The 13,551-nt window shown below is 34.6% G+C and carries 14 protein-coding genes; 8 read left to right on the top strand and 6 right to left on the bottom strand.

What is annotated here, in order from left to right; translation table 11 throughout:
• The first annotated feature begins 29 nt into the window (after window positions 1–29).
• From dapB to RMR09_RS09410, 4 genes are read left to right on the top strand one after another with little or no spacing between them, the layout of a single operon-like run.
• Window positions 30–731: a 4-hydroxy-tetrahydrodipicolinate reductase gene (dapB, locus tag RMR09_RS09425; RefSeq protein ID WP_310595549.1), complete on the top strand. Its 702-nt coding sequence runs from the start codon at window positions 30–32 to the stop codon at window positions 729–731.
• A gap of 44 nt (window positions 732–775) precedes the next feature.
• Window positions 776–2,323, top strand: coding sequence for a signal peptidase I (gene lepB, locus RMR09_RS09420; protein WP_310595548.1), 1,548 nt, complete (start codon window positions 776–778; stop codon window positions 2,321–2,323).
• 48 nt (window positions 2,324–2,371) lie between these two features.
• The gene (locus RMR09_RS09415; protein WP_310595547.1) at window positions 2,372–2,743 is read left to right on the top strand and encodes a four helix bundle protein; all 372 of its coding nucleotides are present in this window, start codon (window positions 2,372–2,374) and stop codon (window positions 2,741–2,743) included.
• A gap of 20 nt (window positions 2,744–2,763) precedes the next feature.
• Window positions 2,764–3,390 (top strand): WbqC family protein, encoded by a 627-nt coding sequence (locus RMR09_RS09410; protein ID WP_310595546.1) that lies wholly within the window; start codon window positions 2,764–2,766, stop codon window positions 3,388–3,390.
• Here the strand turns inward: RMR09_RS09410 and RMR09_RS09405 are convergent, their stop codons facing one another.
• From RMR09_RS09405 to RMR09_RS09380, 6 genes are all read right to left on the bottom strand, one after another.
• Entirely contained in the window at window positions 3,391–4,437 is a 1,047-nt protein-coding gene (locus RMR09_RS09405; RefSeq protein WP_310595545.1) for an endonuclease/exonuclease/phosphatase family protein, read from the bottom strand.
• An 18-nt stretch (window positions 4,438–4,455) separates the two neighbouring features.
• Window positions 4,456–5,301 (bottom strand): rhomboid family intramembrane serine protease, encoded by an 846-nt coding sequence (locus RMR09_RS09400; RefSeq protein ID WP_310595544.1) that lies wholly within the window; start codon window positions 5,299–5,301, stop codon window positions 4,456–4,458.
• A gap of 27 nt (window positions 5,302–5,328) precedes the next feature.
• The gene (locus RMR09_RS09395; protein WP_310595543.1) at window positions 5,329–6,075 is read right to left on the bottom strand and encodes a rhomboid family intramembrane serine protease; all 747 of its coding nucleotides are present in this window, start codon (window positions 6,073–6,075) and stop codon (window positions 5,329–5,331) included.
• On the bottom strand, window positions 6,072–7,934 hold the full coding sequence (gene mutL / locus RMR09_RS09390; RefSeq protein WP_310595542.1) for a DNA mismatch repair endonuclease MutL: 1,863 nt from the start codon (window positions 7,932–7,934) through the stop codon (window positions 6,072–6,074). Before mutL ends, RMR09_RS09395 begins: the two co-directional genes overlap by 4 nt.
• Window positions 7,935–8,192: 258 nt before the next feature.
• Window positions 8,193–8,765, bottom strand: coding sequence for a 6,7-dimethyl-8-ribityllumazine synthase (gene ribH / locus RMR09_RS09385; RefSeq protein ID WP_310595541.1), 573 nt, complete (start codon window positions 8,763–8,765; stop codon window positions 8,193–8,195).
• Window positions 8,766–8,885: 120 nt separating this feature from the next.
• Complete coding sequence (locus RMR09_RS09380) at window positions 8,886–9,659, bottom strand: tetratricopeptide repeat protein (RefSeq protein ID WP_310595540.1); 774 nt, start codon at window positions 9,657–9,659, stop codon at window positions 8,886–8,888.
• Between the two features lie 141 nt (window positions 9,660–9,800).
• Here RMR09_RS09380 and recF point away from each other — a divergent pair, with 141 nt between their 5' ends.
• The 4 genes from recF (at window position 9,801) to murB (ending at window position 13,393) form a co-directional block, all read left to right on the top strand.
• Window positions 9,801–10,880 carry a DNA replication/repair protein RecF gene (gene recF / locus RMR09_RS09375; protein WP_310595650.1) on the top strand — a complete coding sequence of 360 codons (1,080 nt, stop codon included), beginning with the start codon at window positions 9,801–9,803 and terminating at the stop codon, window positions 10,878–10,880.
• A 78-nt stretch (window positions 10,881–10,958) separates the two neighbouring features.
• Complete coding sequence (locus tag RMR09_RS09370; protein WP_310595539.1) at window positions 10,959–11,654, top strand: thioredoxin domain-containing protein; 696 nt, start codon at window positions 10,959–10,961, stop codon at window positions 11,652–11,654.
• A 10-nt stretch (window positions 11,655–11,664) separates the two neighbouring features.
• Window positions 11,665–12,342, top strand: a complete 678-nt coding sequence (locus RMR09_RS09365) for a DUF2461 domain-containing protein (protein WP_310595538.1) — start codon at window positions 11,665–11,667, stop codon at window positions 12,340–12,342.
• Window positions 12,343–12,379: 37 nt separating this feature from the next.
• Window positions 12,380–13,393 (top strand): UDP-N-acetylmuramate dehydrogenase, encoded by a 1,014-nt coding sequence (murB, locus tag RMR09_RS09360; protein WP_310595537.1) that lies wholly within the window; start codon window positions 12,380–12,382, stop codon window positions 13,391–13,393.
• The last annotated feature ends 158 nt before the right edge of the window (window positions 13,394–13,551 follow it).

Below are 13,551 nucleotides of genomic sequence, written 5' to 3'. Positions count from 1 at the left end.
CTAAATATACTTTTAAAAATACAGAAAAAATGAAAATTGCACTTTTAGGATACGGAAAAATGGGTAAAGTGATTGAACGAATTGCCCTTGAAAGAGGTCACGAAATTGTATTGAAAAAAGACGAGTTCAATTCGTATGATGGACTTTCCAATGCGGATGTAGCCATTGATTTCAGTGTTCCATCTGCTGCTGTAGATAATATTGCTAGTTGTTTTCACGCTAATATACCTGTAGTTTCTGGAACAACAGGTTGGTTAGATCATTATGACGAAATGATTGCCCTTTGTGACGAAAAAAAGGGAGGCTTTATTTCTAGTTCTAATTTTAGTTTAGGAGTTAATTTGTTTTTTGAATTGAACGATTATTTAGCCAAAATAATGGCTCCGTACAACTCCTATTCAGTGGATATGGAAGAAATTCATCATACACAAAAATTAGACGCTCCAAGTGGAACGGCTATTTCATTAGCCAAAGGGGTCATTGAAAACAGCAAATACACCAATTGGACTTTAAATAAGCCAACCGAAAATGAAATTCACATTGAAGCCTTACGAATTGCAGATGTTCCAGGCACACATACGGTAACTTACAATTCGGAAGTGGATAGCATCGAAATCAAGCATACCGCTCACAATCGCGAGGGATTTGCTTTAGGTGCTGTAATTGCTGCCGAATGGTTAGCTGGTAAACAAGGGATTTTTACAATGAAAGACGTATTAAATTTTAAATAATTTTTTAAAGTTGTACTAGACTTTAAAATTTAAATGACACGATTATGACACTATCACAATGGTTTATTTTTTTCTTATTGGTACAAGTGGTCCACTTCATAGGGACTTGGAAATTGTACATAAGTGCAGGTAGAAAAAGTTGGGAAGCTGCAATTCCTGTTTATAATGCAATTGTACTATTGAAAATAATTGACCGACCAACTTGGTGGACTATCTTACTTTTTATACCGATCATTAACTTGATCATGTTCCCTGTGATTTGGGTAGAAACCTTACGCAGTTTTGGTAAGAACTCAACATTAGATAAAGTAGTAGGAATAGCCACTTTCGGTTTGTATATAGCCTATATCAATTATACTCAAAAATTAAACTATACCGCTGACAGAAGTTCAGAACCGGTGAACAAAACAGCCGATACTATTAGTTCTTTACTATTTGCTATCATTGTAGCTACGTTTGTACACACCTATTTTATTCAGCCATTTACAATTCCAACTTCTTCCTTAGAGAAATCATTATTGGTGGGCGACTTTCTATTTGTTAGCAAAGTGAACTATGGCGCAAGAACGCCTATGACTACCGTGGCACTTCCTATGGTACATGACACCATTCCTTTGACTAAAAAGAAATCCTACCTTAATTGGCCTGAATTGCCTTATTTCAGATTTCCAGGATTCCAATCCATTGAACGAAATGATATTGTGGTATTCAACTGGCCTGTAGATACGGTATACAAATTTAGAGACAACTCAGGATTGAGAGTGAACAAACCTATCGATAAGAAATCCAACTATGTAAAACGTTGTGTAGGTATTCCTGGAGACCAATTAGAAATCAAAGATGGCGTTGTTTTTGTCAATGGTAAAGAATTGATTTTGCCTGAAAGAGCCAAACCTCAGTTTTCTTATAAAGTAGCATTAGATGGTAAAACACCTATTGATTTTGAATCTCTTTTGAAAGACATGGACATCACTGATGGTGCTGGCTTTATGGATGCCGAAAAAAGAGATACTTTATTCATAGCGGCTTTAACCGCTGCTAATGCCGAAAGACTAAAACAAATCCCAGGAATTACAGGAGTTCAAAAAATCATTTCGAAAGAAGTGGAACCAGGTATTTTCCCGCATATCAACAAATGGAATCGTGACAATTTTGGCCCTATTTACATTCCACAAAAAGGAAAAACAGTAGCCTTGAATTTAGAGACGTTACCTTTTTACAGGACCATCATCACTGATTATGAAAATAATGATTTAAAAGTAACCGGTGCTGAAATTAGAATTAACGGAAAAGTTGCTACCACCTATACTTTCCAACAAGATTATTATTGGATGATGGGAGACAATCGACATAATTCAGAAGACAGCCGTTACTGGGGTTATGTTCCTGAAAATCACATCGTAGGAAAACCTATTTTCATCTGGATGAGCTTAGATTCAAATGCTAAAGGATTGAAAAAAATTCGTTGGGATCGTTTGTTCACTACAGTTAGCGGTGAAGGTCAACCACAATCGTATTTCAAATTTTTCTTATTGGCTTTAGTCGCTTATTTCATTGGAGAATACCTTTGGAAGAAAAAGAAATCTATGTAATTATAAGATGTTTGTTTGTTGATTTGGTAATTTGGTAATTTGAAAAAGATGTATACTTATTCATTTGAAAAACTCGAAGTTTGGAACGAATCAAAAGAATTTACTAAATCAATATATACAATAACCACAACATTTCCTGATCAAGAAAAGTTTGGATTAGTTTCTCAACTTAGAAGAGCTTCTGTTTCAATTTGTTCTAATATAGCGGAAGGTTCTGCTAGAAACACTTATAAAGACAAAGCACATTTTACTACAATGGCTTTTAGCTCTGCTATTGAAGTAATAAATCAACTTATCTTATCATTTGAGATGGATTTTATTTCGGAAGAAGTATATTCAAAACTAAGATTGGAATTAGAAAGTATTACTAATAAGTTGAATGGACTACGAAATTACCAAACCAATCAAATCAACAAATAACCAAATTAACGAATAACCGAATGAACATTCTTATTCATCCCACCTACTTCCCCTCTATCAGTCATTTTGCAGCGATTGTTCAAGCTGAAAAAATCGTGTTTGAAATGGAAGATAATTTCCAAAAACAAACCAACAGAAACCGTACGTATATTTACAGCCCTAACGGAATTCAGTTATTGAATATCCCTGTAAAACACTCTAAAACTGCACATCAAAAAACAAAAGATATTCAGATTGAAAATGATTTTGATTGGCAAAAGCAACACTTTAAATCCTTAGAAGCAGCCTATAGAAGTTCACCTTTTTTCGAATATTTTGAAGACGATTTACTCCCAATATTTGAAAAAAAACACCAATTTTTAATGGACTTAAATCTAGAAGTATTTGATTTAATTACCAGATGCCTTCGAATGAAAATAGAGTACTCAACTACTACCGAATATTTTCACGAGATTAACTCAAACGAAATTACTGATTTTCGCTTTTTAGCTAATGGGAAAAAAGATGCTTCGCAATTTGAAAGTTACACTCAGGTATTTGACGATAAATTTGGGTTTATCAATAATTTAAGCGTGTTGGATTTAGTATTTAATGAAGGGAAGTTCGCTTTGGATTATTTACAATCGCAACAATTAGTGTTGAAATAATTACTCAAAAGAAAGCTGAGTCATGATTGGGTAATGATCTGAATTTTCAAAATCAGAAAAGCTTTCAAACTTTTTGACTTTCATTTTTTCATCGGCAAAAATATAGTCAATACGGGCCGGGTAATAGCGAAATTTATACGTTGCACCAAACCCTTTTCCTGCTTCTTCAAAGCTATCGCGTAGTTTTCCTTTGATATTTCTATACACATACGAAAAAGCACTGTTATTCATGTCTCCACAGATAATTAACGGATACTCACAGTCTTTTTTATGTTCCTTAAACAACTCTGCTTGTTGCTGTTGTTGCTTAAAGGCTTTACTAATCCGATTAAATAGCTTTTGCGACTTACTTTGATTAATCACGTTGATATCATCATTGATTTCGGTCACATCAGGCGATATTTTAATGGATTGTAAATGCATATTGTACACCCGAATAATCTCTTTACCCTTTTTAATATCAGCAAAAATTACGTTGTTATTCGAATTTGGAAAAACAATATTGCCCTCGTTGATAATAGGAAATTTCGAAAAAATAGCTTGCCCCGTTTTGATTTGGTCACCCGCCATTAAAATGTATTTGTGTGGATACACTTTCAAATCAATATCAGCTGAAGTAGAATATTCCTGAATACAAAGAATATCAGGGTTTTTATCATTGATAAAATTCACAATTTGAGAAGGAACATCGTCTCTATCTATCCATTTGAAAACATTGAACAAGCGAACATTATAACTCATCACCGTAAAATTCTTTTCACTCTCAGGAAATTCTTTAGCAGAAAACTTATAGAATTTATTGATAAATGTAATCCCCATCAACAGTACCAAACCGGATAAAATCATTCGTTTTTTAAATTGGAATCCCCAGTAGAAAAAAAACAAGGCATTGAACACGAAAAACAAAGGCATGAACAAAGTTAAAACCGACAATAAAGGAAAAGCCTTAGGAGCTAAAAAGGGCAACAAATACGCGCTGAAAGTCACTACAGTTAAAACTATATTCAATAGAAACATCCCTTTATTGAACCACGAAAGATTTTTCATCTTCTTGTTTATCTACAACTATTTACCTGCTTTGAACAGAAATTCTTTTTCTTCTTGAGTCAAACAATCGTAACCCGATTGACTAATTTTATCCAAAATCTCGTCAATTTGCTGCTGGGTTTTATCCTTTACAACAATTCTTGAACTTGACTTTGGTGTCGATTTGGTATAGTTTTTATGTACTTTTCTAAAAGGGGCGCGTTTCGATTTTTTAAATGGATTTGTTAGAATTTGGCTCAAATCAATTCCATTTTGGAGCAATTTAATAAAAATAAATCCAAAAAACGCTCCTGAAAGATGTGCGATATGTCCGCCTGTGTTTTCAATTTTAAATTGCATAAAATCCAAAACCAAAATTACAGCCGTAATATGCCATAATTTGACGTTTCCAAAAAATAGCAATCGAACATTCATCAGCGGACGATAAGTGGTTGTAGCTACCAAAATAGCCATAATAGCTGCCGAAGCTCCTACCATTGACGAACTCAAATGTAAAAAATAATACCCTGTTACAAAAGCTATCCCAGAAAACAAGGCGCTCAACAGATACAGTCCTAAGAATTGTTTGGAATTAAAAAAAGTGAGGAAAAGCATACTAGAAAAATGCAGCACCATCATATTAAAAAACAAGTGCCCAAATCCATGATGAAAAAATGCGTAGGTAATCAGCGTCCAAGGTTGTGTAATCAATACATTGGGATCAGAAGACAACGCAATCCAATTGGGAAAATTAAACACTCCGAATTGAAATTGATAAAAAAACAGTACTGAAACTAGAAAACACAACACATTCCAGAAGATTAGCCTAAAGGCAATTCCTCCCAATTGATATTGCATTTTTAAATCGTTTAGTATACTACTCATTTATAATTCCACTTATAGGTTGTCAAACTAATTCCAACGATTTGAATTGAACTGATTTTTCTTCCAATACCACATAATAATAAATCCAAACAAAGCACCGCCGACATGAGCGAAATGAGCAATTCCGCCACCTCCAAAAATAGATTTTCCTGAAATTCCTAAATACAAATCGACCAATACTAAGCCCGGTACAAAATATTTAGCTTTAATAGGAATAGGCACAAACATCAAAGCCAATTCAGCATTGGGAAACATAAATGCAAAAGCCACTATAATTCCGTAGATCGCTCCTGAGGCACCAACGGCCGTGCCGATATAAGCACTAGTGAAATTCTGAAATTGAGATACAGTTAATAATTCTTGCCAACGGGTATCGATTTTTCCTTCGTTAAGCAATTGTAGGATTTCGGATTTAGAAAAACCATTAGACAATAAGGTATTCAAACCTTCTTGAAAATGATAATAATTCACACCCGTATGTACCAGAGCCGAACCTAATCCGCAAGAAATATAAAAAAACAAAAACTTTTTACTCCCCCAAAATAGCTCTAGAGCAGAACCAAACGAATACAAGGCAAACATATTGAAAAAAATATGCATGAATCCACCGTGCATGAACATATAAGTAATGGGTTGCCAAGCTTTAAAATCTGGGTTTTCAGGAAAAAATAATGCGAGATATTGATACGCAGGTCCTGAAACTAATAGCGTACCTATAAAAAATAAAATATTAATAATAATTAACTGCTTAACAGTCTCGGTTACATTTCTCATAGGGCAAATTTTTTATCTAAGTCTTCCACACGCATCGTGATAAAAGTGGGTTTTTGAAAAGGCGAAACATTAGGTTCCTTACAAGCAAACAATCCGTTGACCAGATTTTCTTGCTCTTTTTCGGTCAAATAACTTCCCGTTTTAACGGCTAAACTTTTCGCCATCGATTTGGCTATAGTATCATTTTGACTAAAACTGCTTTCAGGAATACCATCTTGCAAGTCACTCAACAATTGTTCCAAAACTAAGGAAACTTCACTTTCCGTAATATTCACTGGAATACCTGAAATAACGACATGGTCTTTTTGAGTTTCCTCAAAAACAAAACCCGTATTCATCAACGACAACTGTAGTTCAGCAATCAACTCCATTTCGTTTTTAGAAAAGTATAAGTTTAAAGGAAATAATAATTGCTGACTTGAAGCTTGATGCACCGTCATGTTCACTAAGAATTGTTCGTACAAAACACGTTGATGCGCGCGTTGCTGATCGACAATGACCATTCCTGATTTAATAGGCGAAACAATGTATTTTTTATGAATTTGATAGGTTCTATGAACCGTTGGCTCAGCGTCTTCCAAATCAAACAAAGAAGATGTGACCTCTTCGTTTTCAAAAGTAAAATTACTCGCCGCAGAAAAGGTTTCGGTTTCTTGTTTTAATCCCACGTACAATCCTTCCCAACTCGAAGCGATTTCAGTTTTTTTATAACTTGAACCTGATCCAGAATACGATTTTGCAGGTTGGACTTCGGCAAACGGATTGAAATTAGCATCGACTTGAACAGTAGGCATTGCCCCTTCCATATCTTTATAATGATAGGGCGTATCCAAATTAGCATCGCGATCAAAATCCAATACAGGCGCCACATTAAATTGGCCTAAACTGTGTTTGATAGCCGCTCTCAAAATCGCATACAAGGCCTGTTCATCGTCAAACTTAATCTCAGTCTTAGTAGGATGGATATTGATATCAATAGTATGTGGTGGCACTGACAAAAACAAGAAATAACTAGGCTGCGCACCATCTTTTAGAATTCCGTCATAAGCCGCCATAACCGCATGATGCAAATACCCGCTTTTTATGTATCGGTCGTTCACAAAAAAGAACTGTTCACCTCTATTCTTTTTAGCAAATTCGGGTTTACTCACAAATCCCTGGATTTCGACAATCTCGGTTTCTTCTTGAACTGGAACTAATTTCTCATTGGTTTTACCCGAAAAAATAGCCACAATTCGCTGTCTGAAATTAGACTGAGGCAAATTGAACATTTCACTTCCATTATGATAAAACGTAAAATGAATATTGGGATGTGCCAATGCCACTCGTTGGAACTCATCAATAACATGGCGGTACTCGACAATATCCGATTTAAGGAAATTGCGTCGTGCAGGAATATTGTAAAACAGATTTTTAACGGCAAACGAAGTCCCTTTAGGCAAAACAGCTACTTCTTGAGAAACAAATTTACTCCCTTCGATAATCAGATGGGTTCCTAATTCTTCTTGGTCTTGCTTGGTTCTCATTTCAACATGTGCAATCGCCGCAATGGAAGCCAAAGCTTCTCCACGAAATCCTTTGGTATGCAAAGAAAATAAATCTTCCGCTTGGCGAATTTTAGACGTAGCATGACGTTCAAAACACAAACGCGCATCGGTTACACTCATACCCACACCGTTATCAATCACTTGAATCAACGATTTCCCAGCATCTTTAATTATCAATTTAATATCCGTTGCCTTTGCATCTACTGCATTCTCTAATAATTCTTTCACTACCGAAGCCGGTCGCTGCACCACTTCACCAGCGGCAATTTGATTGGCAACATGATCAGGAAGTAATTGAATAATACTCGACATTAAAAAAGGGTTTAAAGGTTGGGGTTTAATTACGCTAAAACCATAAAGGACAAATTTAGGGAATTTATACTTGGTTTTGAAACATCCGTAATTACAAAAAACAGAAAAGAGTGACTTAAAAGTCTTGTTTTTGTCAAACTGAACTTGTTTCAGTTTCTTAAAATAATTGATTGACAATTTTATTTATAGATTCCGAAATGAATTCGGAATGACAAAACTCGTGCTTTTAGACACCCTCGTTCAGGTATATTAATTTTACTATTCTTCTATTTGCAATGGATTGTTTTCAATTTGAAGTGCTCCACTACCCAATAAATGCTGATTGTCAATTTGATGCGATAACGAAGCTTGTTGACGAATAAAGGCCATTTTGATAGCTGCAATCGCTGCTTCAGTCCCTTTGTTACCGTGAATTCCGCCGCTTCTATCAATAGACTGTTGCATCGTATTATCTGTCAATACACAAAAAATAACAGGAATATCGGTTTGTACATTTAAATCCTTGATTCCTTGTGTTACTCCTTCGCAAACAAAATCAAAATGTTTGGTTTGTCCTTGAATCACACAACCAATTACGATTACTGCATCTACATTTTGGGTTTGTAGCATTTTCTTGGCACCATATACTAATTCGAAACTACCTGGTACATTCCAACGGATAATTTGTTGTGCTGGCACCTGATTCTCAATTAATGCAGTAAAAGCACCATTATAAAGTCCTTCGGTAATCGTTTCATTCCATTCTGCAACCACAATTCCAAAACGAAAGTTTCTTGCATCAGGAACACTATTTTTATCGTATTCTGATAAGTTTTTATTTTCAGTAGCCATAATTCAAATGAATTTAAAGGTTTTATGTTAAAGATAAAAATAAAGGTTAGAAATTACAAGTAACTAGACAAAATCTAATTGCTTTATAATTGCTAACCTAAATTATAAATTAGTGGATAACTACTGAGCCAATCCAATCAACACATCTACTGAAGCAGCTTCAGGAGTTGTGTCATAATTATCTTTAATATCTGTAAAATATTTCAAAGCTTCTTCTTTATTACCCAAAGCCAAAGCTGTTTTACCTGCTTTCAATAAGAAACGAGGCGTTGTAAAATCATTTTTACTAGCTTCTGCAGCTTTAGCGTAATTGTCTAAAGCTTCTTTTAATTGGTTCTTTTGAGCATAAGCATCTCCAATAGCCCCTTTTGCTAAAGCGCCCAAAATCATGTCTTTTGATTCAAATTTACTTAAGAAATCAATTGCTTCAGCATATTTACCTGTATTCAAGTAAGCAATACCTGCATAATAGTTAGCTAAATTACCCGCATCAGTTCCAGCATATTCGTCAGCAATTTTAATGAAACCAAATTTACCTTCAGAACCATTCAATGACAATTTATACAAAGAGTCGCTTGCTACACCGTCTGTTGCTTTTTGGAAATTTTGTTGTGCCACAAACATTTCATTAGCCGCTTCTTCTTCTTTTGGAGTAGCGATGAATTTTTCAAATGCCAAATACCCTACAGTAACCAAAGCTATTGCTGCAACAAAACCAATAATTACTTTTTGATTTTTAGCAACAAAATCTTCTGTTTTTGAAGCAGTTTCATCTAATTTTGAGAAAACACCAGCCGTTGTACTGTCTTTTTCATCAATCTGAACGTCTTCAACAACTTCTTTTACTTCTTTTTCTTTCGGGGTTTTATATCCTCTTTTATTATAAGTGGCCATTTCAATTTAATTTAGTGAGTGGCAAAAATAAAATTTTTATTCAAATCTAAAAGGCATTTTGTGGATATTTTTCAATAATTTGCGGGCAGTTTGAAAAAGCGCTCTAATAAAGCCCCATTCTTCATTCCAGCAAGACAAAAAATGTATTTAAAAAAGATTTCATTATTCAATTACAAGAACTTTTCCGAAGCTAATTTCGAGTTTGACACCAAAATCAATTGTTTTGTTGGAAAAAACGGAATCGGAAAAACGAATGTACTCGATGCGATTTATCATGTATCGTACGGAAAGAGCTATTTTAATCCGCTTGCTGTCCAAAACATCAAACACGGCGAAGAGTTTTTTGTTATTGATGCCGAATTGGAAAAAGAAAACAGAGCTGAACAAATTGTTTGCAGTTTAAAAAAAGGACAGAAGAAAATCCTAAAACGCAACGGAAAAGTCTACGATAAATTCTCCGACCACATTGGTTTTGTTCCTTTAGTGATTATTTCGCCAGCCGACAGGGATTTAATTATCGAAGGTAGCGAAACCCGTCGCAAGTTCATGGACAGTGTCATCTCACAATTGGACGCAATTTACCTTCAACAATTAATTCAGCATCAAAAAATAATTAGTCAGCGTAATGCTTTGCTGAAATATTTTGCTTTAAATCATGTCTTTGACAACGATACTTTATCCATCTATAATAAGCAGCTGAATGAGTTTGCTCAGTCGATTTTTGAAAAAAGAAAGTCATTTATTGGGGAATTCATTCCTATTTTCAACAAACACCACCAAGCAATAACTGATTCGCAAGAAACGGTTCAACTCGTGTATGAAAGTCATTTATTCGAAAATGATTTACTAACGCTTTTACAAGAAAATCTTTCTAAAGATAAAGCTTTACAATATACTAGCGTTGGAGTTCACAAAGACGATTTATCATTTGAAATTGACTCCCATCCCATTAAGAAATTTGGTTCACAAGGCCAGCAAAAATCATTTCTTATTGCCTTAAAATTAGCTCAATTTGAATTCCTAAAAAAACAAAGCGGCGTCAAACCTATTTTACTTTTTGATGACATCTTCGACAAATTAGACGAAAGTCGCGTGGCTAAAATTGTAGAAATGGTGAATAGCGATACTTTTGGACAACTCTTTATTTCCGACACTCATCCGGAACGAACAGAAACCATAGTGAAATCGACCCATCAGAGTTATAAAATATTTAATTTATAACTTTTATTTAGGATTTTATTAAAAGAATCCGACCAATAAAATCCGTACATTAGCGTATACTTAATTAATGACTACGATATGAAATTAAAAATTATACTACTAGCAATAGTCACTTTGGCAATAACTTCTTGCAAAGGACAGCCTTCAAAAAATATCCAAACAATTGACGCTGTTGCTTTTTCAAAGGCAATACAAGCTACTCCCACCCCACAAGTAGTTGATGTTAGAACGCCTGAAGAATTTGCTTCAGGACATTTAATCCAAGCTCAAAATGTAAATTGGATGAATCCTGATTTTGTAGCCAATAGTGTAAAATACGATAAATCAAAGCCGATTTTTGTGTACTGTAAAAGTGGTGGAAGAAGCCACAAAGCAGCCGAAAAATTAGCTGAATTAGGTTTTACCAATGTAATTGAAATGGAAGGTGGAATCCTAAAATGGGAAGCCGCTGGGCTATCTAAACCTTCCGAAAAGTGGATTGGAATCACTCAGAAAGAATATGCCGATTTGTTGAATTCGGATAAAAAAGTACTCATTGATTTTTATGCCGAATGGTGTGCGCCTTGCAAAAAAATGACGCCTTATCTTTTAAAAATGCAAAAAGAAATGGGAGACAAAATCGTTATTATTCGTCTAGATGCTGATAAAAACAAAAGCCTACTTTCAGAAATGAAAATTAGCGAATTGCCTACGCTATTATTGTACGACAACAAACAATTAAAATGGCAACATTCTGGTTACATTAGCGAACCTGATTTAAAAAAACAATTCTAAAAACACCTCAATGCTTTCCAAAGACAGCCTACAATTTTTAGACGATTTAAAAGCCAACAACAATAGAGATTGGTTTTTAGAGAATAAAAAACGATACGAAATATTCAAAAAGGACTACCAACAATTAGTAGGTCAATTCCTTGATATGATGAAACCTTTAGATCCTTCACTCGAAATGTTGGAAGTAAAAAATTGCACGTTTAGAATCAACCGTGACATTCGTTTTTCAAAAGACAAAACACCCTACAAATCCTATGCAGGAGTTTGGCTTTCTTCGGGTGCCAAAGGTAAAAATCGTTCAGGATATTACGTTCATATTGAAAGAGACAAAAGTTTTATTGCCGGTGGGTTTTATTGCCCCGAAGCAGACGATTTAAAAAAAGTTCGTAAAGAAATAGCCTTTTTCTATGATGATTTAGAAGCCATTCTACAGGAGGAAAATTTCAAAAAAGAGTTTGGCGATTTTGATCGTAACGTATCGAGTATTCTAAAAAATCCACCTAGAGGTTACGAAAAAGACCATCCTGCCATTGAGTTTTTAAAATTAAAAAGTTTTGAAGCCAGTCAGAAATTTGATATTTCAGAAGTTCTAAAAGAAGATTTTGTCGCCAAAATGACAAAAAAATTAATCGCTTTAAAACCTTTGAACGATTTTATCAATCGCGCGGTAACTACCGAAGACTTTTAATTCTTACTTTTGAACTTTCAAAAAAGCACTTTGTTTTATGACCATACAATCTAATTTTTCTCTAAAAAACTACAATACTTTTGGCATTGAAGCCAAAGCAAAACAATTTACAGCGGTGCATTCATTAGCTGATTTAAAAACCGTTTTGACTGAAAATACAACAGAGAAAAAATTTATTTTAGGAGGTGGAAGCAATATGCTTTTGACCAAAGACATTGACGCCTTAGTGATTCATATTGACTTGAAAGGTAAAAAAATCATCGAAGAAAATGATGATTTTGTTTGGGTCGAGAGTCAGGCTGGCGAAAACTGGCATGAATTTGTGCTTTGGACGATTGATCAAAATTTTGGCGGATTAGAAAATATGTCGCTCATTCCTGGCAACGTGGGAACTACTCCTGTGCAGAATATTGGGGCTTATGGTGCCGAAATCAAAGACCATTTTATTTCTTGTCAAGCCATATCAATTGCGAATCAAGAAATGAAAACTTTTACGAATGCCGAATGTCATTTTGGTTACCGAGAAAGTATTTTCAAAAATGAGGTCAAAGACCAGTACATCATTACTTCTGTTGTTTTCAAATTAACCAAACGCAACCACAATATCAATACTTCGTATGGCGATATTTTGGGCGAATTGGAGAAACACAACATTCAAAACCCTAGTCTGAAAGACGTGAGTAATGCCGTCATTGCGATTCGTCAAAGTAAATTACCCGACCCTAAAGAATTAGGCAATAGCGGTAGTTTTTTCAAAAATCCAATTATTTCGAAAACTGAATTCGAAAAAATTCATCCACAATTTCCTGACATGAAATTCTTTGAAGTTTCAGCAACCGAAGTAAAAGTCCCTGCGGGTTGGCTTATAGAACAAGCCGGTTTCAAAGGCAAACGTTTTGGCGATGCCGGAGTACATAAAAATCAGGCTTTAGTTTTAGTTAATTATGGAAATGCTACTGGACAAGAAATTTTGGCGGTATCAAAAAATATTCAAGACACAGTATATAATACTTTTGGCATTCATATTGAAGCGGAAGTGAATGTAATTTAAATCATCAATAAAAGTACGTTGATGAAAATTTTTCGTCAGTTCGAGTGATTTTCTTCTGAAACATCGGGAAGAAAATTGTATCGAGAACAAGGAAAATTTCACTTTAAATGGTTCTCGATACATTTTTTGTTCCGTTCTACTACACAAAAAACACTCGA

The sequence above is a fragment of the Flavobacterium sp. genome (assembly GCF_031537875.1).
Lineage (GTDB): Bacteria > Bacteroidota > Bacteroidia > Flavobacteriales > Flavobacteriaceae > Flavobacterium.
This window is presented reverse-complemented; position numbering and strand designations above follow the sequence as displayed.